We start from the raw sequence: 21,932 nt of genomic DNA, 5'->3' as shown, positions 1-21,932 counted from the left end.
CCGGCTGCCTCGGCGCGCCTCCGCGCTGGTCGGGCACCCCACCCCTACGGTCGAACGGTGACCTCTTCGGGAGCTCAGGACGAGCCTGCTGATTTCCGCGCGGCGGTGGAGTCGCTGCACGCTGCCCGGGTCCGCCGTGAGATCGAGGTCGGACCCATCCGCCCGCCCCAGCGCCTGGCGCCGTACAGCTATGCCGTCGGCGCCGAGGTGCGCCCGCCCGAGGACCTCGACGATGTGCCCGCGGACGCACAGGGCAGCGCCTTCGGTCGCCTGATCCTGCTCTACGACCCGGCCGGCCAGGACGCGTGGAACGGCACGATCCGACTCGTCGCGTTTCTACAGGCAGAGGTCGAGGCCGCGTTGGCCATGGACCCGCTGCTCCCCGAGGTGGCCTGGAGCTGGCTCAGCGACGCCCTCGGCGTCCCTGTCGGGGCCGGCTCGACCCCCGACGACACCGCCACCCGCATCGAGGTCACCGCACTCGGCGGGACCGTCACCTCGACCACGTCCGTCCGCTACGGCGACATCGCCGGCCCGCCGCGGGCCCACCAACTCGAGGTACGCGCGTCCTGGACGGCCCTGACCGCCGACGGCCTGAACAGCCATCTCGAGGCATTCTGTGACGTCCTGGCCTCCGCGGCCGGTCTCCCGCCGGTCGGCGTGACCGAACTCGGCGCGACGTGAGCGAGGCCGCCGGACCGGTCGAACCAGAGGTGACGACAACCGGCACCGAGGGTGCAGGCGATGACGCAGCCCCCGAGGTCACGCCACTGCTCGAACCCGCGGGCGGGGTTCCGCCGGTGCTCTCGACCGCGACGGAGTTCGCCGACGCAGCGGCGGCCCTGGCCGCCGGCACGGGTCCGATCGCAGTCGACACCGAACGTGCATCGGGGTACCGCTACTCCCAGCGCGCCTATCTGATCCAGATCAAGCGTCACGGGGCGGGCAGCTTCCTGCTCGACCCGATCGGCGACCCCGCGGCGCTCGCACCCGTCATCGACGCATTGCGCGGACCGGAATGGGTGCTGCATGCGGCCGATCAGGATCTTCCCTGCCTGCGGGAACTCGGTTTCGAATGCGTCGAGCTCTATGACACCGAGCTGGCGGGTCGACTGCTCGGCCTCGCGAAGGTCAACCTCGCGGCCATGGTCGCCCAGTTCCTGGGACTCGGCCTACTCAAGGGCCACGGCGCCGCCGACTGGTCCCGGCGACCGCTGCCCGCCGATTGGCTGAACTACGCCGCGCTCGACGTCGAGGTGCTGGTGGAACTGCGCGACGCGATGGACGCCGCCCTCGCCGACGACGGCAAAAACGGCTGGGCGCGTGAGGAATTCGCCTACGTCCTGGGTCGACCGCCCGCTCCCCCGCGCACCGACCGGTGGCGCAAGACGTCGAACATCCACACCATCAAGTCCACCCGCACCCTCGCCGCGGTCCGGGAACTGTGGACCGCGCGGGAAGAGCTGGCGGAACGACGCGACGTCGCGCCGGGCCGCATCCTGCCCGACACCGCCATCGTCAACGCCGCGACCGTCGATCCCAAGACGGCAGCCGAACTGACCCGGCTCCCGGTCTTCGGCGGTCCCCGACAACGCAGGCAGGCCAACGTCTGGCTCAGCGCTCTGCAGCGGGCGCGTGAACTCCCCGACAGCAAACTCCCGTCGCGCAAGACCAACGGTCCCGGTTTGCCGCCGGTCAGCAGGTGGGAACAGCGGAACCCCGAGGCGAACGCACGCCTGCAGAAGGTGCGGCCGGTGCTGAAGGACATCGCCGAGGCCCACACCCTGCCCGTGGAGAATCTCCTCGCCCCCGATCTCGTCCGACAGCTCTGCTGGGACGGCGTCGACGGGGAGATCACCACCGAGAACGTCGATGCCCGTCTCGCCGCCTCGGCAGCCCGGCCCTGGCAGCGCGGACTCTGTGCCGAACCGCTCGCCGAGGCGCTGCGCGACGCCGCCCGACCAGCGCAGGAGACGGTCGGCGAGTAGGCGACGACACGCCCGCCGCGCATGGTCGTCGCGGTGCCGGCCCCGCGCGGCGGTCGATCCTCGGCTACATTCGGTGGTCACGACGACCCGAAAGCCAACACCCGAGTGCACGACCCGGAGCGGGGTAAGACAACTCCCGGCACGGACCACCCTCACGGATGGGAGCTATTCAGTGGCCACAGTCTCCGTCGGTTACGACTCCGACCTCGACCCGGGCGCAGCCTGGGCACTCGCCAGCAACCTTGCACGGTTCGACGAGTGGATGACCATCTTCGGCGGATGGCGCTCCCCGGTACCCGATACGATCGCCGAGGGCACCACGATCTCGTCGCTGATCAAGGTCAAGGGGTTCCGCAACGTCATCCACTGGACCGTGACCGATTACGACGAGCCGCGTCTCATCGCGCTGTCGGGCACCGGCCGGGGCGGGGTGAAGATCGACCTGGCGATGAAGGTGGACGAGATCGCCGACGGGTCGCATTTCGACCTGTCCGCCGAGCTGTCCGGCGGGCTCCTCAACGGCGCGGTGGGCCGACTCGTTGCCAAGGTGCTCGAATCGGATGTGCACCAGTCGATCTCGAACCTCGCCACCCTGCGCTGACCTCGCGGCTCCGAAGCTGACGGCCCCTCACCCCGGGCCGAGTTCACGACCCACGGTCGCTGCGCGCACGACTGCCAGGCCGGTCCCCGTGGCATCGAAGATCCGCCGCTGACGTGAGGCACCGTTGCCCTCGGTGCGCATGGTCTGCAGCACCGCATCGACAGACTCGCGCTCACCCGAACGGTCCAGTGCCGGACCGATCACGGTGAGCAACTGATCGACGCGGGACCACGCCGGCAGCAGTGCACCCGTGGCCGGATCGACGGCCTGTCCATCGAGCCCGTCATGAGCCGCTGTCCAGTACGCGGCCGACAGCAGCGCCGAGTCCAGCACCGCGCTTGCCCGCGCGCCCGTTGCACCGTCGTCGAGTGCGGTCATGACGGCCGCACGGACGATCGAGGCGAACGCCTGGGTCTCCTCGACCCGCATCTGGACGTCCCCGACGCGCACCTCGACCGTCGGCAGGTGATCCGACGGGCGGACGTCCCAATACAGCATGTGGGGATCGAGGATCGCGCCGGTGGCGACCAGAACTTTCACGATGTCGGCGTAGTGCTCGGCCGAGCGCAGGTGCGGGGGCGGCCCCGCCGCGGGCCACCGTGACCACAGCACCGAGCGCCAGCTGGCGTGCCCGGAGTCGGCGTCTCGGTAGATGGCCGAGTTCGCCGACACCGCGAGCAGAGCAGGCAACCACGGCCGCATCCAGTTGCAGACCGACACCGCCGTGTCGGTGTCGGGCACACCGACGTGCACATGGCAGCCGCTGATCCCCTGCTCGTGGGCGAGCATTCCGTACCGGGCGGCGATGGCCCGGTACCGACCGGTGTCGGTCACCGGGAACGAGTCCGGCACCCTCGGTGGCACTCCGCACGCGACGACGTCGACACCGACCTCACGGGCCGCGTCGACCAGGATGGTGCGGAGTCGGCGCAGATGCGTACCGATCTCCTCGCCCGACACCGCCGTCGGCGTGGCGATCTCGACCTGGGACGAGGTCAATTCGAGTTCGAGGTCGAGCCCACGGGCCGATGCGGCAGCCGCGACCTCGCGGTTGCGTCCGACCGGACGCCCGGAATCGCGGTCGACGAGGACGAATTCCTCTTCGACACCGATCGTCGGCACCCGCGAGTCCAACCGATCCCGGCCCGCGGCACCGGGTTCGACGTTCACCACGGGGAAATGCCCACCGCCGTTCACCGCCAAACGCGGCGCGGACCCGGTCTAGTCGTCGGCGCGACTCCGGGCCGGGTCGGGTCGGTTCTCGATCTGACCCGACAACCCCGGACCGGCCTGCATCCCGGACACCGTCGCCGTGACCGACCGGGCGAGATCCTGCGCGGTCAAACCGAGTTCGCCGAGGATCTCACCTCGCGAGGCGTGCGGGATGAACTCCTGCGGGATGCCCTTGATCTGGACCGGCACCATCACCTCGGCGGCGGACAGGACTGCCGCGACGGCCGACCCGACACCGCCGCTGGTGCATCCGTCCTCCAGCGTCACGACCAGACGGTGTCGGCGGGCGACCTCGACCACCGAGGCCGGCACGGGCAACACCCAGCGCGGGTCGATGACGGTTGCGTCGATGCCCTGCCGGGCGAGTCGTTCGGCGGTGTCGACGGCCAGGCCGCAGAACGCGCCGACCGCGACGATGAGCACGTCGCCGCCTGCGGGACCGAGATCACGATCGGAACGGTGCAGGACGTCGACGCCGTCGTCGAGCCGCTCGACTGCCCGGATGTCTTCGGGCACTGCGCCTTTGGAGAACCGGAGGGCGGTGGGTCCGTCGTCGACCCCGAGCGCCTCGTCGAACTCCTCCCGCAGGCGGACGGCATCACGCGGCGCGGCGACCCGCAGGCCGGGGATCATCGCCATGAGCGACAGATCCCACATCCCGTGATGGCTGGGTCCGTCGGGGCCGGTGATGCCGGAGCGATCCAGGACGAGGGTCACCGGCTGCTTCAGCAGCGCGACGTCCATGAGCAACTGGTCGAACGCACGGTTGAGGAAGGTCGAGTAGATGGCGACCACCGGGTGCAGCCCGCCCAGGGCCAGACCCGCCGCCGAGGTCATCGCATGCTGCTCGGCGATCCCGACGTCGAACATGCGGTCGGGGTAGCGCTCCCCGAACGGGGTCAGTCCGGTCGGTCCGGGCATGGCCGCGGTGATGGCCACGACGTCGGGGCGGTTGGCGCCGGCATCGAGGAGTGCGGCGGAGAAGACCGCGGTCCAATCCTGCGGCGACACACTGGTGGGCCGGCCGGTGACCGGGTCGATGATCCCCGTCGCGTGCATCAGATCGGCGACATGGTTCTCCGCGTGGGCGTAACCCATCCCCTTGCGGGTGACGGTGTGGACGATGACCGGCCCGCCGAAGTCGCGGGCCTGTCGCAGCGCGGACTCGACCGCGTCGATGTCGTGTCCGTCGACGGGGCCGACGTACTTCAGGCCGAGGTCGGTGAACATCGCCTGCGGCGCGAGCAGATCCTTGAGTCCGCTCTTCATCCCGTGCAGGACCGCGTATGCGGGCTCACCGACCACGGGCATCTGCTTTACGACGCGTCGTCCCTCGTCGAGGAACTTCTCATAACCGGGCTGCAGCCGGAGGCCGGACAGGTGGCTGGCGAGACCGCCGATGGTCGGCGCGTACGACCGGCCGTTGTCGTTGACGACGATCACCACGCGTCGGCTGCAGGCGGCGATGTTGTTGATCGCCTCCCAGCACATGCCGCCGGTCAGCGCACCGTCGCCCACCACCGCGACGACCGTGCGGTCCGGCTGGCCGGTCAGCTCGAACGACTTCGCGAGACCGTCGGCATAGGACAGCGCGGCCGAGGCGTGCGAGGACTCCACCCAGTCGTGCTCGGATTCGGCGCGTTCCTGATAACCGGTGAGACCGCCGCGCTGGCGCAGCTGGTCGAAGCCGTCCTTGCGGCCCGTGACGATCTTGTGGACGTAGCTCTGATGGCCGGTGTCGAACAGGATCGGATCCGACGGCGAGTCGAAGACACGGTGGATTCCCAGGGTCAGTTCGACGACACCGAGATTCGGCCCCAGGTGACCGCCGGTGGCGGCCACCTTCTCGATCAGGAACGTGCGGATCTCGGACGCGAGCGATTCCATCTCCGCGTCCGACAGGGGCCGAAGATCGGCCGGCGAGCTGATCCGGTCGAGCACACCCATGATTTCCTCCATCACCCTGTTCCTCCACCACGCGAGGACATCAGGTCGGCTGTGGGCACCGGACGGGTCCGGTACATGTGTGGTCAGTCTACGGAAGCATTCGTCGCGGCCCCGACCCACGGATGGTCGTCGAGGCGTCGACCGGGACCCGTCGGGACCCGCGCCGCGTCACCCGGCGGCGGCCGGCACGAGGCAGGCGATCGCCTCCACGTGGTGGGTCAGCGGAAACGCGTCGAAACCCCGGATCTCGGCAACCCGATAGCCGTGCCGCTCGAAGAGTCCGAGATCACGTGCGAACCGCGCCGCATCGCACCCCACATGAACGACGACGGACGGCCCCGCGGCCGTCACCGCGCCGATCACCTGCTCGCCGGCACCGGTGCGCGGCGGGTCGAGCACCACGATGTCGGGGCGCGCGGGCGCAGCCGGCCCGGCGATCGCGGCACCGACATCGCCGCGGTGGACCAGCACGCGATCCTGTTCCGCCTCGAAGGTGTGCGACGCGGCGTCGAGCGCGGACGCGTCGGAGTCGACGATGTGCACGGATTCCAGACCGCTGCCGAAGGGTTCGGCGTCGAGCAGCGCACCGGCGAAGACGCCGGCACCGCCGTACAGGTCCCAGGCGACACGGGCTGGCGATGTTAGGTGCGCTCCGACGAACTCGACGACGGTGTCGGAGTAGGCCCGGGGGGCGTCGCGGTGGGCCTGCCAGAACCCGGCCACGGGAATCCGCCAGGACCGGTCGCCCACCCGATGCAGCGCCGTGGCCTCCCCGTCGACGACGACCTGCGTGCGCGGACGCGCCCGGCGGACGCGGTTCTGCTGGGCTCGGCGTCTGCTGTCCCCGCGGCCCCGACGGGGGGCCGTCACGGGGGCGAGTTCGGTGATGTGGCGGGTACCCGCGGAGTCGAGGACCACGGCGATCTCGGCCCCGGGCGTGAACAGTCGGCCGGCGAGGCCGTCGAGCATCCCTGCCGCCGGTTGCACGCACGGCTCGACGATCACCCGGGAGCCGCGATGGGCGGACTGGCCCGGACGCCCGTGCTCATCGACGGCGAGCCGACTGCGGATGCGCCACCCGGTGTCGGCGTCCCCCAGCTGTCGTACGCCGCGAACAGCGAGCTCGGTACCGGCGACCACCTCTTCCGACAGGTGCCCGACCCGGCCCAGGACGTCCAGCAGGACAGCCTGTTTCAGTTCGCGGGCATACCGGGGTGCGACATGCCCGAGGTCGCAGCACCCGGCGCCGCCTGCGGCCGCGGGGCACGGCGTGGTCACCCGGTGCGGCGAGGCATCGAGGATCTCGGCTACGTCCGCCCGCCAGTACGCGTCGTGCCGGTCGTCGGTGATCTCGGCGAGCACCCGTTCTCCCGGGATCGCGCCCCGGACGAACACGACCCGCCCATCGGCCCGACCGACCGCCTCCCCGCCGTTGGCCGGCCGGTCGACGCTCACCTCGATACGACGGGAACCCGACCCGCTCATGTGCGCCGCTCGGGTTCGCCGAGGGCGCGCCGGGTCTCGCCGGGCGCCCAGTACGCCGGCTCCTCCTTGCGGCGGTCGGACGACGTGAGCTGCCACGGCACCGAGGTCACCATCACGCCGGGTTCGAACAGCAGGCGCCCCTTGAGGCGGAGAGCCGATTGGTTGTGCAGGATCTGCTCCCACCAGTGTCCGACGACGTATTCGGGGATGAAGACCGTGACGACATCGCGGGGTGACTCCCGACGCACCCGTCGCACGTATTCGATGACGGGCCCGGTGATCTCGCGGTAAGGCGAGGCGATCACCTTGAGTGGGACCGTGATGTCGCTGGCCTCCCATTCGGAGACGAGCTTGCGGGTGTCGCGGTCGTCGACGTTGACCGTGATGGCCTCCAGGACGTCCGGCCGGGTCGCGCGGGCGTAGCGGAGTGCGCGCTTGGACGCCATGTGCAGGCTCGACACCAGGACGATGGAGTGGGTGCGGCTGGGCAGCACCGCCTCGTCGTCGTTCTCCGCGCGGTCGAGTTCTCGCTGCACCGAGGCGTAGTGGTGGTGGATGAGCTTCATGATGACGAACAGCGCGATCATGGCGATCACCGCGATGTAGGCACCCTCGGTGAACTTGGTGAGCAGCACCACGACGAGGACGGTCGCCGTCATCACCAGTCCGACCGAGTTGACCATCCGCGACTGCTTCATGCGGCGCCGCGCGCTGGGGTCGGTCTCGGTGCGCAGCAGGCGCGTCCAATGCCGCACCATGCCGGTCTGGCTCAACGTGAACGACACGAACACGCCGACGATGTAGAGCTGGATCAGCGAGGTCACCTGCGCCCCGAAGGCGACCACGAAGATGATCGCGGCGATCGCCAGGAAGAGGATGCCGTTGCTGAACGCCAGCCGGTCGCCGCGGGTGTGCAGCTGCCGGGGCAGGTACCGATCCTGGGCGAGCACCGAACCGAGCACCGGGAAGCCGTTGAACGCGGTGTTGGCGGCGAGCAACAGGATCAGGGCGGTGACGGTGGCGACGAAGAAGAAGGCGGGCGGGAACGAGTCGAACACCGCGTGGGCCAGCTGGGCGATCATCGCCTTCTGCTGATAACCCTCGGGCGCGCCGATCAGGTCCTGTGCGGGGTTCATCACGTACTTCGCGCCGATCTTCTCGGCGAGCAGCACGATGCCCAGCAGCAGGGTGATCGAGAACGCGCCCAGGAGCAGCAGCGTCGTGGCGGCGTTGCGTGACTTGGGCTTGCGGAAAGCGGGCACGCCGTTGCTGATCGCCTCCACCCCGGTCAGGGCGGCACATCCGGAGGAGAAGGAGCGCGCCACCAGGAAGATCAGCGCCAGTCCGGTGAGGTCGTCCTGCTCGGCCGCGATGCCGAAGGCCGCGGTCTCGGAGTGGATGTCCTGGCCGAGTACGAAGATCTCGGTGAACCCCCAGATCAGCATGCCGAGAACGCCGATGATGAACCCGTAGGTCGGGATCGCGAGGAACGCGCCGGATTCCTTGATGCCGCGCAGATTCACCGCGGCGAGCAGGATGATCGCGCCGACACAGAACCACACCTTGTGTTCGCCGACGAACGGGATGGCCGATCCGATGTTCTCCGCGGCCGAGGTGACCGACACCGCCACCGTCAGCACGTAGTCGACGAGCAGGGCGCTGCCGACCGTCAGACCCGCATTCGGACCGAGATTGACGGTGGCGACCTCGTAGTCCCCACCCCCGGACGGGTAGGCGTGCACGTTCTGCCGATAGCTCGCGACGACGACGATCATCACGACCGCGACGGCGATCGCGACCCACGGGGTGAACGCGAGGGCGCTGATCCCCGCGACGGACAGGACCAGGAAGATCTCCTGCGGCGCATACGCCACCGAACTCATCGCGTCGGAGGCGAAGACCGGCAGGGCGATCCGCTTGGGCAACAGGGTATGACCGAGGGTGTCGCTGCGGAACGGCCTGCCGAGCAGGAGGCGTTTCGTCGCGACGGACACCTTGGAGACGGTGGACACCAGGCAACCCTAGAGCGTTCGCGGCGAGGCGGGTAGGTTCGACTCGCGGCAGACGGACCGCCTGGGGAGAGGAATGTCGTGCAGGTAGTCATCATGGGTTGCGGGCGTGTCGGGTCATCGCTCGCGATGGCGATGCAGAAGCGCGGACACGATGTCGCGATCATCGACCGCGACCCGTCCGCCTTCGTGCGCCTGAGCCCGGACTTCGCGGGCCGGACCATCACCGGAGTCGGCTTCGACCGCGAGATCCTGGAGAAGGCCGGCATCGAGCATGCCGACGCGTTCGCCGCGGTGTCCTCGGGCGACAACTCCAACATCATCTCCGCACGCGTGGCCCGCGAGACCTTCGACGTCGAACGTGTCGTGGCCCGCATCTACGACGCCAAGCGCGCCGCGGTCTACGAACGGCTCGGCATCCCCACCGTGGCCACCGTCCCGTGGACGACCGAGCGATTCGTCTCGGCGCTCGGCGAGACGACGATGACGGAGTGGCGTGATCCCTCGGGGTCGCTCGCACTCGCCGAGATCGACGTCGACGACACGTGGATCGGGGTGACGGTCGCGAAGTTCCAGGAGCAGACCGGTGCACGCATCGCCTTTCTCCTCCGGGTCGGACGCCCGGTTCTCCCCGACGCCAAAACCGTTCTGCAACAGGACGATGTGATCTACGGAGCAGTCCTGCTCGACAATCTCAAGAACGCCCGCGGGGTCGCCGCGGCACCGTTCACCCAGACCGAGTCCTGACCACGTCAGCCCTGAAGGAGTCCCCCCGCTGTGAACGAGAAATCGCTGTGAACGAGAAGTCGCTGTGAAGGTCGCCATCGCCGGTGCCGGTGCGGTCGGGCGGTCCATCGCGCGCGAGCTGCTGGTGAACACCCATGAGGTCACCCTCTTCGAGCGCAACGCCGATCACATCGACCACGACGCGGTCGCCGGCGCCACGTGGGTCCTGGCCGATGCGTGCGAACTGGCGAATCTCGAAGCGGCACAACTGCAGACGTTCGATGTGATGATCGCCGCGACCGGCGACGACAAGGCAAACCTCGTCGTCAGCCTCCTCGCGAAGACCGAGTTCGCGGTCAACCGGGTCGTCGCGCGCGTCAACGACCCCCGCAACGAGTGGCTGTTCGACGAGGACTGGGGCGTCGACGTCGCCGTCTCCACCCCGCGACTGCTCGCCTCACTCGTGGAGGAGGCCGTCTCGGTCGGCGACCTGGTCCGTCTGATGACGTTCCGTCAGGGTCAGGCCAACCTCGTCGAACTGACGCTGCCGTCGAACACACCGCTGGCGGGCAAACCGGTCCGCAGGCTCGCACTCCCCCGGGACGCCGCGCTCGTGGCCATCCTGCGCGGAGGCCGTGTCATCGTCCCGCAGAGCGACGACCCCATCGAAGGTGGGGACGAGCTCGTCTTCATCGCTCCCACCGAAGTGGAACCCGCGCTCTACGAGGCGATGCAGATCGCCCGGTGACGTTCTCGGCGGTCGGATCGTCGGCGGTCGGATCGTCGGCGGTCGCTTCGTCGGTGGGGACACCCTCGGCCACGTCGATGTCGGTGTCGATGGTCCCGGCGATTCGCTCCTCGGCTCGGTGAGCGCGCCGGACCAGGAGGATCGTCGCGAGCACCACCAGGGCGGTCAGCGGCCAGCCCATCGCGATGCGTGAGAACGCGAGCCAGCCGGTGGCACCGTCGTCGTAGAGCTCGGACTGGGTGAGATAGCGCGCGACGAACACCAGCGTCCACAGCGCGGTGGCGATGTCGTAGGCGCGCAGGACCTTGCGCTGCTTGCGCCAGGCCGACCCCTCGCCGTTGACCAGGTGCCACGCCACCCCGATCAGGGGCCAGCGGACCAGTATCGACACCGCGAACACAATGGCGTACGCGAGGGTGGTCCAGATGCCGAAGAGGAAGTAACCCTTGGCATCTCCCACCTCTCGGGCGATGAAGACGCAGATCGCGACACCGAGCAGGCCGGAGACGGCCGGGGTCAGGGGTTCGCGGCGGATCAGCCGGAAGAGGAACAGCGCGGCCGCGACACCGAGCGCCGCGTAGATCGCGACGGTGAGGCCGAAGAACGAGTTCGCCGGGACGAACACCATCACCGGGACCGTGGAGTAGATCAGCCCCGACACGCCGCCGATCTGCTCGAGGACCGTGGGAGCACGCGGCTCGGGATCGCTCACTCGTCGACGCCGTGCAATTCGTAGTACGGGTTGTAGATCACCTTGTGGCCGTCCTGCTCGGCGAGCCGTCCCCGTACCGTCACCTTGCGGCCGGGCTCGATGCCGGTGATCCGGTTCCGCCCGAGCCACTTCAGCATCACGATGTCGGAGCCGTCGAAGAACTCGGCCTTCACGCCGGCCTTGGCGGAGCGTGAACAGGTCTCGACCGCACGGAGTTCACCGTGCATCGTGACCTCGTCGCCGCGACAGCAGTCGGACGCGCGCTGCGCGCCCGTCGCCTTCGACTCCTCGGCGATCTTCTCGGCGTCGATGTCACCGAGATCTTCGGTGAGCCGACGGGTCAGTCGCTTGAGATAGCCGGCTGTGGGCATCTCAACCTCCCAATGGATTTCGGACGGCACCGCGGACGTGTGCGGCGGTGTCCGTGGGCCACCGAACGCATGATCGGTGGCCTGTCCGCCAGCGTAGACCTCGGCATCGTCCACTGACAACGTGGACGACCACGGTCGGATTCCGTGGTCGGAGGACACCTTCGTGACCCCGGGCCACCCTAGGGGATGATCGTCTGATGCTCGGCACCGACCGCTCCGATCGACCCCGACCGACCGCACTCGTCGCGATCCCCGGAACCGGGTCGGACGCCGACTACGTCACCCGCGCCTTCGGCCCCGCCGCGGCGGCTCGCGGGCTGGAGCTCATCGCCCTGGAACCCGCCACGCCACTGATCGAGGGCTACCGCCAGGCACTCACACGCGCGGCGCGGTCACACGGCCGGATCCTGGTCGGCGGAGTGTCCATCGGCGCCGCGGTCGCCTTGGAGTGGGCACTCACCGATGATGGGAATCGCTGTGCCGGGGTCCTTGCGGCGCTGCCCGCCTGGAGCGGGGATGCGCGCCTTGCGCCGGCGGCCTCGAGTGCGCGGGCCACGGCCGAGGCGCTCGAGCGGGACGGTCTCGAGGCGACGATCGCCGCGATGTCCGCGGGCAGCCCCGACTGGCTGGCCGCCGAGCTGGCTCGTTCATGGCGGCGGCTGCACCCGGGCCTGATCGACGCGCTGCGCGAGGCCGCGTCCTACCGAGCCCCCACCCCATCGGACATCGCCGGACTGGCAGTGCCGCTCGGCATCGTCGCGGCGGGTGACGACCCGGTCCATCCGATCGAGGTCGCGCGGGCCTGGGACCGCGCGGCGCCGCGCTCGGCGCTCACCGAGGTCACCCTCGACGGGTGGGGCCGTGATGCCGCGTTGCTCGGGCGGAGCGCCTTCGACGGCCTGTCACGCCTGACGTGACCCGGCGGTCACCGTCGGCGCAGGAAGCGCTGCATCGCCGAACCCGACGACGGGGGTTGCGGATCCTCGTCGGCGTCTGCGGAGGTGGCCTCCGCCGACTCGGGCGCCTGGCTCGGCGCGGCGGCCTCGGGATCGGGCTCGTCGGCGTAGGCGTTGTCCCCGTACACGGTCGCGTGCGCCACCTGGTCGAGGGCGCCGCCGGTCACCGGGCCGGCCTCGTCGGTGGTGTCCGGCGCATCGGCGACGGGCGCCTGGGTCGGTGGGGCGGCCTGAGCCTCGGCGGAGGCCGGATCGGCGAACATCTGCTGCTGAGCCGCGGCGACCTGTTCGGCGAGCACCGGCGGCAGCACGATCGGCAGCGGATCCCGCGGCGGGAACGGCTCCGAGCCGCGACGGACGACGGTCTCGGCGAGAACGGCCCGGCTCAGGCGCGCGAGATCGTCAGCGCTCTCCGACGGGCCGCTGCCCACACACCTGACCAGCCATCGGGGGCCGTCGACGCCGATGAACCGGTGCGTGGCGCCATCGATCTCGGCGACCACCTCGCGACCCCAGTGGCCGTCCTCGACACTGGTCACCGCGCCGTCGTCGCGGAGCGAACCGGCCAGCTCCCGCACCACCTCGCGCCACATGCCGGGCGACTTGGGTGCGGCGAAGGCGCTCACCGAGATCCGCCCGATGGGCGTCACGAGGTAGACGTTCTGGGGCTGGTGCGCCTCGGACATCTCCACGGTCACCTGGCCACCCTCGACCACCGGGACCAGTACCGACCCGAGGTCCAGATGTGAGTTCTCCAACTCGCGCGGCTCGGTGACGAGTGCGTCGATGTCGTAGGGTCCCCTCGCCTGACCGACCCGCAACTCGTCCGATTCGTCCTGTGCCATCGCCTACTCCTCGCCCGCCCCGGACCATCGACATGCCCTGGGCTGTTCATCCTCGACACCGCGACCGAGGCGGAGCGCTCCGCCGGTCACAGAGAGAACAGTAATCGACTCCGGGAGGCCCGGACTCAGGTGAGAATGGCGTGGCCGCCACTCGAGCCGTAACCACCCTCGCCGCGGGCGGTGTCGTCGAGTTCGTCGACCTCGACGAAGTCCGGGAGTTCCACGCGCTGCACGAGAAGTTGGGCGATGCGGTCGCCGCGGGCGATCGAGATCGTCTGTTCGGGATCGAGATTGATCAGGCAGACCTTGATCTCGCCGCGATAACCCGCGTCGACCGTCCCCGGAGAATTGACGATCGAGAGACCGGCGCGGGCGGCGAGGCCCGACCGCGGGTGGATGAGTCCGACGGTTCCGAAGGGCAGTGCGATCGCGATCCCGGTACCGACCAGCTGACGGCGCCCGGCGGGGAGTTCGAGGTCGATGGTCGAGTACAGGTCGACCCCCGCGTCACCCGGATGGGCCCGGACGGGAAGAGGGAGATCGGGGTCGAGGCGACGCACCGCGATCGGCGGTACAGGGGGAAGATCTGGGGTCACGCACGCAGACTACGCTGGTCACGTGACCGCAGATCATTCGCCTGAACGCCCCGGAGGCGCGTCGGACGCCCCCCATGCACCCGCAGGCCGTGACGCCGTCGTCACCGACTCGTCCGCCGACCTGTTCGACGAACGGCTCCACGTCCCGTGGTGGTGGTGGCTGGCGGCCGTCGTCCTGACCGGTGTCGTCGGTTACGAGATCCAGCTGTCGGCGCACGGCAGCAGCTGGAGCGCGATCGGATATGTCGTCACCGCGGCACTCTGCGCGCTGATGTTGTGGTCGATGGGCCGCACCCGAATCCGGGTGTCGCCGGATCGCGAGTTGCACGCGCACCGCGCCCGGCTACCGCGGGCTGTCGTGGCCCGCGGGGCGACGGTCCCGGCCACGGCGAAGAGTGCCGCGCTGGGCCGCCAGCTCGATCCGGCCGCATACCTCGTGCACCGGTCCTGGGTGAAGACGATGGTGTTGATTGTGCTCGACGATCCCGACGACCCCACCCCGTACTGGCTGGTCTCGACGCGTCGCCCGGCCGAGCTACTCGCCGCGCTGGGCATCGACGACGCCGCGGCGAACCGCCCCGGCGTAGCCGACTGACACGCCCCTGACTTACACACGACCCAGACCCGGACACGACCCAGACCCGGACACGACCCAGACCCGGACACGACGAAGGGGCCGCGCCATGATCGGCGTCGGCCCCTTTCGGCAGCTTCTTCTGCTGTGTCACCCCTGGCCGTCGGGTCGGCCCGGACGATCTACCCGAGGGAGTCCCTCAGGCGGGTTCACGCACAGTCGACACAGATGAGCGAGCTTCCGTTCTCTTCTGCCAATCGGCTGCGGTGGTAGACGAGAAAGCAGCTGGTGCAAGTGAATTCGTCAGCCTGCTTGGGGATCACCCGGACCGAGAGCTCCTCGCCGGAGAGGTCGGCACCCGGCAGTTCGAAGGACTCCGCGGTGTCACTCTCGTCGACGTCCACTGCCGAGGACTGCGCCTCGCTGCGTCGTGCCTTCAGCTCTTCGAGCGAGTCCTCGTTGAGATCCTCGGTCTCGGTGCGTCGCGGCGCGTCGTAATCTGTTGCCATTGTGTGCCTAACTTGTCGAGAGTGGGGGCGCTCACGCTGAGGGCGGGTTGCCCTCCCACGTGATGTGCGCACGACTCCGCCGGGATTGTCTTGCCGTTGGGGTCACTACAACGTCGTCTCGGGCGAGATTCGTACCCGAGTAGCGCGCGTATTGTGTGAGTTCAGTCACGATTTGGTATCGGGCGCACCCCGGGTCTGGAAGCGCGGGCGCCCGAAGCGTAGACGACCACTATCCGTCGGTCAATATCGGGCGCAATATTGGTGCAAAAAACGTCTGGTGTTCCAAGTGGGACGTTGCTCCATGTGTCCGCGGACGCCACCGGCGAGGCGCATCGGCGGTCGGAACGGCAACCTCTAGAGTGATCCGAGACCGCGCGGACCGGTGAGGGCCGCAACAGCCAGTTGAGGAGCCAGTCCACGGTGGTGTCGAAGATTACGACCGGCTATCCGACCGACGAGCACGGCAGGCCCTATCGCCGGCGGCGGTACACCCCGGCGATCGTCACAGTTGTCGCCCTGTTGATCCTCGGCGTCGTCGTGTGGGCGGTGGCGCTGGGAGGCGACGACACCGAATCGGTTCCGACCGCGTGCAATCAGCCGACGCCGCCGACATCCGTCGAAGCCGGCGCGACTCCCCCGCCTGCGCCGCCGACCCTGACGGTGGTCGGCCGGGACGAGATGCTCGAGGTCGTCCCCGCCCCGCTGGCCACCTTCGGCGTCCGCGTCCTCAACGCCTCCGACGAACGCGGCGCCGCCCGTTCGGTGTCGGACGACCTCACCGCCCAGGGGTTCACCCCGGTCCCCGACACCCCGTACGCCGACGATCCGCTGTATCCCAACCAGGACCTCGACTGTGTGGCGCAGATCCGGTTCGGGCCCGCCGGACGCGCGGCGGCCGCTGCCACGTGGCTTGCCTTCCCCTGCGCCCAGTTGGTCGACGACGGACGTCGGGGCACGGCCGTCGACGTCGCCCTCGGCGCGTATCACTCGGGCGGCGAGATGTCCCAGGACGCCCAGGCCGCGCTCGAGGCACTGCGGTCGGCGGACCCCAAGAACCCCGAGACCGGTGTGGATCCGGCACTGGTGAAGGCGGTGCACTCGGCGAGCTGCTGAGTGCGCTCCACCGGATCTGCCCGGGAGCTCAGGTCAACGGGTCCCGGGCACCGAGCTCGTCGAGGAGAGCGAGGAATTCGTCGGCGATCCCGGGTGCGACCGCGACCGTGATGTGCCCCTCGTCGGCCCGCGAATCCGGCGGCGGCGTCTGGACGATCGCGCCCGCCTCGGACGCGATGAGGCCGCCGGCGGCCCAGTCCCAGGGGCTCAGGCCGTGCTCGTAGTGGGCATCGACCGCACCCGAGGCCACCATGCAGAGGTCGAGGGCCGCCGCGCCGATCCGGCGTACGTCGCGAACCCGCGGCAGCAAGTCGGCGACGATCCGGCCCTGCTGTCGACGACGATCCGCGTCATACCCGAAACCCGTTGCCACCAGCGCGAGTTCGGCCCGTTCGACGGACGTGCAGCGCAGCGGCCGCCGGACACCGTTCCCCTCGGACACCCAGGCACCGCGGCCCAGTGTGGCGCCGTAGGTCACATGCCGGGCGACGTCGACGACGACGCCCGCCACCGAACGCCCGTCGACCTGGGCGGCCACCGACACGGCGTAGGCGGGGACGCCGTACATGAAGTTGACGGTCCCGTCGATCGGGTCCACGACCCACCGCACACCCGAGGGCACGACGCGACTACCGCCGTCCTCCTCCCCCAGCACCTCGTCGTCGGGCCGGGCATCGCGCAGCAACGCGCGGATCAGGCGCTCGGTCTCGGTGTCGGCCAGCGTGACCGGGTCGGTCTCGGTGGACTTCGTCGCGACCGGGTCCGGTGCCGTCGACACCGGCGCGGCGGCGTCGTCAGGGGCTCCGTGACCTGGTGTCGCACCGAACAATTCGGGTCGGCGACGGCGCACGTGCGCGGCGGCCTGCTGGGCCACGGCATCGGCGACCGCAGCGAGTTCGTCCACCGGAATTGTCTGATCCACGCCTTCCATGTCAGCACATCGGCGCGACGGGCCGGTGCGGCGGTGACCCATGTCTCGGTCGCCGGGGCGGTTCGGTCGCCGACATCTGCTGCGATGACGCGCATCCGGGCCCGCCCGTGGATAGCCTGGTCTTCGGATTGCCGCCGACCCGGACAGGGAGCCCCACCATGACTGCCCCCAGCACCACCACGTCCACCGATGATGCGGACCGACCGGCCGACCTCGCCTTCGGGGTCGATGTCGGAGGCTCCGGGATCAAGGGCGGGATCGTGGATCTCGCCACCGGCGACCTCGTCGGCGAACGGTTCAAGGTCCTCACCCCGCAACCGGCGACTCCCGACGCGGTCGCCGACGGCGTCGCCGAGGTCGTCGCACACTTCGAGTGGACGGGGCCGGTGGGCATCACGCTGCCCGGCGTGGTCACCGACGGCGTCATGCGCACGGCAGCCAACATCGACAAGGCCTGGATCGGCACCGACGTGTACGACCTCTTCAGCGGGCATCTCGGCGGCCGGACCGTGTCGGTGCTCAACGACGCCGACGCCGCGGGCATGGCCGAGGACGCCTACGGCGCGGGCAAGGGCGTCGACGGTGTCGTCATGTTGCTGACGTTCGGCACCGGCATCGGGTCGGCGATCCTCAACAACGGCAACCTCGTCCCGAACACCGAGCTCGGTCACCTCCAGGTCGGCAAGAAGGAGGCCGAGCACCAGGCCTCGTCGCGTGTCCGCGAGGAGAAGGGCTGGACCTACGAGAAGTGGACAGAGAAGGTGTCCGAGGTCCTCGCCACCTATGAGGCCCTCTTCTGGCCGAAGCTGTTCATCGCCGGCGGTGGCATCAGTCGTAAGGCGGACAAGTGGATTCCGCTGCTGACCAACAAGACGCCCGTGGTGCCCGCGACGCTGTTGAACACCGCCGGTATCGTCGGTGCGGCCATGGCCGTCTCCCAGGGGCTCAAGACCTGACGCCGCGCAGGGCGTGACCAGGGCTTTGACACACCGGACGACGCGATGTCGTTACAATGGTCGTCACCGGTCATTCCAACCGAGAAACCAAGACCTCGTCCACGGCGGCTCGTGCTGCCGTGTCATGTCTGGTGACGGACGACGGAAGACACCACAGAAGACAGTTCGAAAGGTTGTACGTGGCAGCCATCACGACCCACCAGGGTGATGCAGAGGCCGACGAGTCGACGCAGTCGACCCCCGCCGCGACCGACACCCCGGCCAAGCGGACCGCCAAGAAGGCTGCGAAGAAGACCGCCGCCCGCAAGGCGCCCGCGAAGAAGGCAGCAGCGAAGAAGGCCACCAAGAAGGCGGCACCGAAGAAGGCCACCAAGAAGGCCGCTTCCGCCGAGGGAGCCGAGGACGCGGGCGCCGAGCCCGACGATCCGGATTCGATCGACGACATCGACGGCCCCGACGCCGTTCTCGAGGACGTCGAGATCGACGACGACCTCGAGGTCGACGAGGACGACGACGAGTCCGAAGAGTCCGAGGACGAGTCCGCCGAGTCCACCCCCGCCGCGGGCGCGGCTCCGGCGGCAGGCAAAGCAGCGGCCAAGGACGACTCCGCGGCCGCCAAGTCCGGCGACTTCGTCTGGGACGAGGAGGAATCCGAGGCCCTGCGGCAGGCTCGCAAGGACGCCGAGCTCACGGCGTCGGCAGACAGCGTTCGCGCCTACCTGAAGCAGATCGGCAAGGTCGCGCTGCTGAACGCGGAGGAAGAGGTCGAGCTCGCCAAGCGCATCGAGGCCGGCCTCTTCGCCACCGAGCGTCTGCGCCGCATCATGGATGCCGGCGAGAAGCTCAGCACCGCCCAGAAGCGTGACCTCAACTGGATCTCGCGCGACGGCAACCGCGCCAAGAACCACCTGCTCGAGGCCAACCTGCGCCTCGTCGTCTCACTCGCGAAGCGCTACACGGGCCGCGGCATGGCATTCCTGGACCTCATCCAGGAGGGCAACCTCGGCCTGATCCGCGCGGTCGAGAAGTTCGACTACACCAAGGGTTACAAGTTCTCCACGTACGCCACGTGGTGGATTCGCCAGGCGATCACGCGCGCCATGGCCGACCAGGCCCGCACCATCCGTATCCCGGTGCACATGGTCGAGGTCATCAACAAGCTCGGTCGCATCCAGCGTGAACTCCTCCAGGACCTCGGCCGTGAGCCGACGCCCGAAGAGCTCGCCAAGGAAATGGACATCACCCCGGAGAAGGTGCTGGAGATCCAGCAGTACGCCCGGGAGCCCATTTCGCTGGACCAGACCATCGGCGACGAGGGCGACAGCCAGCTCGGCGACTTCATCGAGGACTCCGAGGCCGTCGTCGCGGTCGACGCGGTCAGCTTCACCCTTCTGCAGGATCAGCTGCAGTCGGTGCTCGAGACCCTGTCCGAGCGCGAGGCGGGCGTGGTGCGGTTGCGGTTCGGCCTGACCGACGGTCAGCCCCGCACCCTCGACGAGATCGGTCAGGTCTACGGGGTGACCCGTGAACGCATCCGGCAGATCGAGTCGAAGACCATGTCGAAACTGCGCCACCCGTCGCGTTCCCAGGTCCTTCGCGACTACCTGGACTAGAACGCCCGGTTCTCTGTACGCCGCCGCCCCCGCACCACATCGGTACGGGGGCCGGCGGCGTTTCTGGCGATCGGGACCTAATGCACGGGAGTGCCGCGCTTGTCAAGGTTTGTGCGCGCGCCGATTCCGACACGGCCGGAGAGTCGGAGTTTGCCCGACGCACTACATAGGATGGCGCGGTGACTTACGCAGTGACCGGGAGCAGACGAGGCGCCATGCTGGTGCGCCGCGCCACCGTTGACCTGCTGCGCACAGCCTCGATGCTGTGTCTGTGAGACGACCCAACCCACCCCGGGGCCCACGTGCGTCCCCACCTTCGCGTTTTCCTTCTCGCGGCCGCATCGTGCCCGCTCAGCCTCGCCACGCCTTTGACGGCGTGACTTCCCGGAAAGACCCACCATGAGAACGATTGTCCTGATCGGCCTCGTCGGCCTGGCAGCCCAGCTCGTCGACGGCAGTCTCGGCATGGCCTACGGCGTCACCACCACCACCCTGCTCCTCGCGATCGGCAGCAACCCGGCGGCGGCGTCGGCCACCGTCCACCTCGCCGAGATCGGCACCACGCTCGTCTCGGGTGTCTCGCACTGGAAGTTCGGCAACGTCGATTGGCGCGTCGTACGGCGGATCGCCATCCCGGGCGCGATCGGTGCGTTCCTGGGCGCGACCATCCTGTCGAATCTGTCCACCGAGGCCGCCGCGCCCGTCATGGCCATCATCCTGCTACTGCTCGGCCTCTACATCCTGGTGCGCTTCACGTTCCAGGGCATTCCGCGCCACAATCTCGGCAAGCCGCTGCGCAAGCGCTTCCTCAGCCCACTCGGCTTCGTCGCCGGCTTCGTCGACGCCACGGGCGGCGGCGGGTGGGGCCCTGTCGGGACTCCGGCGATCCTGGCCAGTGGTCGCCTCGAACCGCGCAAGGTCATCGGGTCGATCGACACGAGCGAGTTCATCATCGCGGTCGCCGCGAGCCTCGGCTTCCTCTTCAGCCTCGGCTCGCAGGGGATCAACTTCGCGTGGGTGGGGGCCATCCTCGTCGGCGGTGTCATCGCAGCGCCCATCGCGGCGTGGCTCGTCCGTCACGTCCCGCCCCGTCTCCTCGGCTCCTCGGTCGGCGGCCTCATCGTCCTCACCAATACGCGCAGCCTGCTCAAGAGCGACTTCATCGACGCCCCCGGCGCCGTCCGCAACATCTTCTACATCGTGATCGCCATCGGCTGGGCCGCGGCGTTCGCGTACTCGCTGCGCGAGTACCTTCGCGACCGCGACAACGAGTCCTCCGACGCGGTGACGCATCTCCGCGAGGAGCAGGAGGCACTCGTGGCCGCGGGTGAGGCGGATACGTCGTCGACCGGCGACATCCCGACTGCCGACACGGCCTCGGAATCCGACTCGGACAGTGCATCCCAGGAGAGCACCCGCACGAAATGATCGCCGGCGCGCGAAGCGCGTAGAGTGGTGCGACCCGGCCGACCGGCCGGGTCGTTCTGCATCTGCGCGAGGCGTTGCCGTCACTCGAACCGTCGTTGCCGGAACCGTGGGTTCTGGATCATCGATTCCGTTGTCATTCCGTTGCCCGATGTAAACGGTGAGTGACGACACACCGAGCGCACCTGCCGGAACAATACGGACGCCTCCAGCGTCTGACAGAGTGAGGTTGACGCATCGCCCGGATGTGTCGGCTCGAAGGGAAGGCGTCCGGACACCGGCGCCGGACCGGGACGGAGGAACCATGACTGACATCGCCACCACAGCCCCGATCTACCTGCCGCTCACCGCCGCCGATCGCTGTGATCGTTGCGGCGCCGCAGCGAAGGTACGTGCCGTCCTGCCCAAGGGCGGCGAACTTCTCTTCTGCCGTCATCACTTCAACGAGCACGAGACCCGTCTCGTCGAGCTCAGTGCCACCGTCGTCGAGTCCGCGGGCGAACTGGTCTGACATGGGTTCGTCGGTCTGACACGGGCACCGTCTGAACTGAGAGAGCCCGGCCGGAACATTCCGGCCGGGCTCTCTCGTGTCTC

At 69.2% G+C, this 21,932-nt stretch carries 22 protein-coding genes; 12 read left to right on the top strand and 10 right to left on the bottom strand.

The features are described from left to right. Positions 1 to 57 precede the first annotated feature (57 nt). The 3 genes from MAY35_RS03480 to MAY35_RS03470 all read left to right on the top strand — a co-directional run bounded on the left by MAY35_RS03480 (position 58) and on the right by MAY35_RS03470 (position 2,589). Positions 58 to 684, top strand: coding sequence for a DUF3000 domain-containing protein (locus MAY35_RS03480; protein WP_238419239.1), 627 nt, complete (start codon positions 58 to 60; stop codon positions 682 to 684). A gap of 29 nt (positions 685 to 713) precedes the next feature. Continuing rightward, positions 714 to 1,988: an HRDC domain-containing protein gene (locus MAY35_RS03475; protein ID WP_238419403.1), complete on the top strand. Its 1,275-nt coding sequence runs from the start codon at positions 714 to 716 to the stop codon at positions 1,986 to 1,988. A gap of 172 nt (positions 1,989 to 2,160) precedes the next feature. Beyond that, positions 2,161 to 2,589, top strand: coding sequence for an SRPBCC family protein (locus MAY35_RS03470; protein WP_238419238.1), 429 nt, complete (start codon positions 2,161 to 2,163; stop codon positions 2,587 to 2,589). A gap of 27 nt (positions 2,590 to 2,616) precedes the next feature. On the opposite strand, the gene MAY35_RS03465 is transcribed toward MAY35_RS03470, so the two are convergent. The 4 genes from MAY35_RS03465 to MAY35_RS03450 all read right to left on the bottom strand — a co-directional run bounded on the left by MAY35_RS03465 (position 2,617) and on the right by MAY35_RS03450 (position 9,266). Then, the gene (locus MAY35_RS03465) at positions 2,617 to 3,762 is read right to left on the bottom strand and encodes a glutamate--cysteine ligase (protein WP_238419236.1); all 1,146 of its coding nucleotides are present in this window, start codon (positions 3,760 to 3,762) and stop codon (positions 2,617 to 2,619) included. 48 nt (positions 3,763 to 3,810) lie between these two features. Next, positions 3,811 to 5,769 carry a 1-deoxy-D-xylulose-5-phosphate synthase gene (dxs, locus tag MAY35_RS03460; protein WP_238419234.1) on the bottom strand — a complete coding sequence of 653 codons (1,959 nt, stop codon included), beginning with the start codon at positions 5,767 to 5,769 and terminating at the stop codon, positions 3,811 to 3,813. Between the two features lie 168 nt (positions 5,770 to 5,937). Next, complete coding sequence (locus tag MAY35_RS03455) at positions 5,938 to 7,254, bottom strand: class I SAM-dependent RNA methyltransferase (RefSeq protein ID WP_238419231.1); 1,317 nt, start codon at positions 7,252 to 7,254, stop codon at positions 5,938 to 5,940. Beyond that, on the bottom strand, positions 7,251 to 9,266 hold the full coding sequence (locus MAY35_RS03450) for an APC family permease (RefSeq protein ID WP_238419230.1): 2,016 nt from the start codon (positions 9,264 to 9,266) through the stop codon (positions 7,251 to 7,253). The genes MAY35_RS03455 and MAY35_RS03450 overlap by 4 nt, the downstream gene beginning before the upstream one ends. Before the next feature lie 78 nt (positions 9,267 to 9,344). On the opposite strand from MAY35_RS03450, the gene MAY35_RS03445 reads away from it, so the two are divergent. Together MAY35_RS03445 and MAY35_RS03440 are read left to right on the top strand one after the other, a co-directional pair. Continuing rightward, positions 9,345 to 10,010 (top strand): TrkA family potassium uptake protein, encoded by a 666-nt coding sequence (locus tag MAY35_RS03445; protein ID WP_238419229.1) that lies wholly within the window; start codon positions 9,345 to 9,347, stop codon positions 10,008 to 10,010. Positions 10,011 to 10,074: 64 nt separating this feature from the next. After that, positions 10,075 to 10,737: a TrkA family potassium uptake protein gene (locus MAY35_RS03440; protein ID WP_238419228.1), complete on the top strand. Its 663-nt coding sequence runs from the start codon at positions 10,075 to 10,077 to the stop codon at positions 10,735 to 10,737. Here the strand turns inward: MAY35_RS03440 and MAY35_RS03435 are convergent. Together MAY35_RS03435 and MAY35_RS03430 are read right to left on the bottom strand one after the other, a co-directional pair. Continuing rightward, on the bottom strand, positions 10,679 to 11,467 hold the full coding sequence (locus tag MAY35_RS03435) for a DUF3159 domain-containing protein (protein ID WP_238419401.1): 789 nt from the start codon (positions 11,465 to 11,467) through the stop codon (positions 10,679 to 10,681). The genes MAY35_RS03440 and MAY35_RS03435 overlap by 59 nt on opposite strands. Next, positions 11,446 to 11,820: an OB-fold nucleic acid binding domain-containing protein gene (locus MAY35_RS03430; RefSeq protein WP_238419227.1), complete on the bottom strand. Its 375-nt coding sequence runs from the start codon at positions 11,818 to 11,820 to the stop codon at positions 11,446 to 11,448. The genes MAY35_RS03435 and MAY35_RS03430 overlap by 22 nt, the downstream gene beginning before the upstream one ends. Before the next feature lie 197 nt (positions 11,821 to 12,017). On the opposite strand from MAY35_RS03430, the gene MAY35_RS03425 reads away from it, so the two are divergent. Further along, the gene (locus MAY35_RS03425; protein ID WP_238419226.1) at positions 12,018 to 12,737 is read left to right on the top strand and encodes an alpha/beta hydrolase; all 720 of its coding nucleotides are present in this window, start codon (positions 12,018 to 12,020) and stop codon (positions 12,735 to 12,737) included. An 8-nt stretch (positions 12,738 to 12,745) separates the two neighbouring features. Here MAY35_RS03425 and MAY35_RS03420 read toward each other — a convergent pair whose 3' ends face one another. Together MAY35_RS03420 and dut are read right to left on the bottom strand one after the other, a co-directional pair. Further along, entirely contained in the window at positions 12,746 to 13,621 is an 876-nt protein-coding gene (locus MAY35_RS03420; protein WP_238419225.1) for a DUF3710 domain-containing protein, read from the bottom strand. Between the two features lie 125 nt (positions 13,622 to 13,746). After that, positions 13,747 to 14,217, bottom strand: coding sequence for a dUTP diphosphatase (gene dut / locus MAY35_RS03415; protein ID WP_238419224.1), 471 nt, complete (start codon positions 14,215 to 14,217; stop codon positions 13,747 to 13,749). Positions 14,218 to 14,239: 22 nt separating this feature from the next. Here dut and MAY35_RS03410 point away from each other — a divergent pair, with 22 nt between their 5' ends. Beyond that, positions 14,240 to 14,812, top strand: coding sequence for a DUF3093 domain-containing protein (locus tag MAY35_RS03410; protein ID WP_238419223.1), 573 nt, complete (start codon positions 14,240 to 14,242; stop codon positions 14,810 to 14,812). Between the two features lie 188 nt (positions 14,813 to 15,000). Here MAY35_RS03410 and MAY35_RS03405 read toward each other — a convergent pair whose 3' ends face one another. Further along, a complete protein-coding gene (locus MAY35_RS03405; protein WP_004018846.1) occupies positions 15,001 to 15,300 on the bottom strand; it encodes a DUF4193 domain-containing protein in 300 nt (99 codons plus the stop codon). Between the two features lie 420 nt (positions 15,301 to 15,720). On the opposite strand from MAY35_RS03405, the gene cei reads away from it, so the two are divergent. Further along, the gene (cei, locus tag MAY35_RS03400) at positions 15,721 to 16,413 is read left to right on the top strand and encodes an envelope integrity protein Cei (RefSeq protein WP_238419222.1); all 693 of its coding nucleotides are present in this window, start codon (positions 15,721 to 15,723) and stop codon (positions 16,411 to 16,413) included. A 28-nt stretch (positions 16,414 to 16,441) separates the two neighbouring features. On the opposite strand, the gene MAY35_RS03395 is transcribed toward cei, so the two are convergent. Next, complete coding sequence (locus MAY35_RS03395) at positions 16,442 to 17,344, bottom strand: inositol monophosphatase family protein (RefSeq protein WP_238419221.1); 903 nt, start codon at positions 17,342 to 17,344, stop codon at positions 16,442 to 16,444. 158 nt (positions 17,345 to 17,502) lie between these two features. Here MAY35_RS03395 and ppgK point away from each other — a divergent pair, with 158 nt between their 5' ends. From ppgK to MAY35_RS03375, 4 genes are all read left to right on the top strand, one after another. Further along, positions 17,503 to 18,300, top strand: a complete 798-nt coding sequence (gene ppgK / locus MAY35_RS03390) for a polyphosphate--glucose phosphotransferase (protein WP_238419219.1) — start codon at positions 17,503 to 17,505, stop codon at positions 18,298 to 18,300. Positions 18,301 to 18,356: 56 nt separating this feature from the next. Next, a complete protein-coding gene (locus MAY35_RS03385; protein ID WP_238419218.1) occupies positions 18,357 to 19,913 on the top strand; it encodes an RNA polymerase sigma factor in 1,557 nt (518 codons plus the stop codon). Between the two features lie 399 nt (positions 19,914 to 20,312). Then, positions 20,313 to 21,341, top strand: a complete 1,029-nt coding sequence (locus MAY35_RS03380) for a sulfite exporter TauE/SafE family protein (protein WP_238419217.1) — start codon at positions 20,313 to 20,315, stop codon at positions 21,339 to 21,341. Positions 21,342 to 21,642: 301 nt separating this feature from the next. Next, positions 21,643 to 21,849: a hypothetical protein gene (locus tag MAY35_RS03375; protein WP_238419216.1), complete on the top strand. Its 207-nt coding sequence runs from the start codon at positions 21,643 to 21,645 to the stop codon at positions 21,847 to 21,849. Positions 21,850 to 21,932: the final 83 nt, after the last annotated feature.

This window comes from Gordonia sp. 'Campus', from assembly GCF_022206305.1.
Classification (GTDB): Bacteria; Actinomycetota; Actinomycetes; order Mycobacteriales; family Mycobacteriaceae; genus Gordonia.
The sequence above is the reverse complement of the archived record's forward strand: the minus strand, read 5'-3'. Positions and strand labels throughout refer to the sequence as shown.

Coding starts and splice junctions, on each gene's coding strand:
- MAY35_RS03430 (WP_238419227.1), bottom strand. CDS start 11,820: ATGCCCACAGCCGGCTATCTCAAGCGACTGACCCGTCGGCTCACCGAA.
- ppgK (WP_238419219.1), top strand. CDS start 17,503: ATGACTGCCCCCAGCACCACCACGTCCACCGATGATGCGGACCGACCG.
- dxs (WP_238419234.1), bottom strand. CDS start 5,769: ATGGGTGTGCTCGACCGGATCAGCTCGCCGGCCGATCTTCGGCCCCTG.
- MAY35_RS03385 (WP_238419218.1), top strand. CDS start 18,357: ATGGTCGTCACCGGTCATTCCAACCGAGAAACCAAGACCTCGTCCACG.
- MAY35_RS03380 (WP_238419217.1), top strand. CDS start 20,313: ATGAGAACGATTGTCCTGATCGGCCTCGTCGGCCTGGCAGCCCAGCTC.
- MAY35_RS03405 (WP_004018846.1), bottom strand. CDS start 15,300: ATGGCAACAGATTACGACGCGCCGCGACGCACCGAGACCGAGGATCTC.
- MAY35_RS03395 (WP_238419221.1), bottom strand. CDS start 17,344: ATGGAAGGCGTGGATCAGACAATTCCGGTGGACGAACTCGCTGCGGTC.
- MAY35_RS03375 (WP_238419216.1), top strand. CDS start 21,643: ATGACTGACATCGCCACCACAGCCCCGATCTACCTGCCGCTCACCGCC.
- MAY35_RS03425 (WP_238419226.1), top strand. CDS start 12,018: ATGCTCGGCACCGACCGCTCCGATCGACCCCGACCGACCGCACTCGTC.
- MAY35_RS03420 (WP_238419225.1), bottom strand. CDS start 13,621: ATGGCACAGGACGAATCGGACGAGTTGCGGGTCGGTCAGGCGAGGGGA.
- MAY35_RS03455 (WP_238419231.1), bottom strand. CDS start 7,254: ATGAGCGGGTCGGGTTCCCGTCGTATCGAGGTGAGCGTCGACCGGCCG.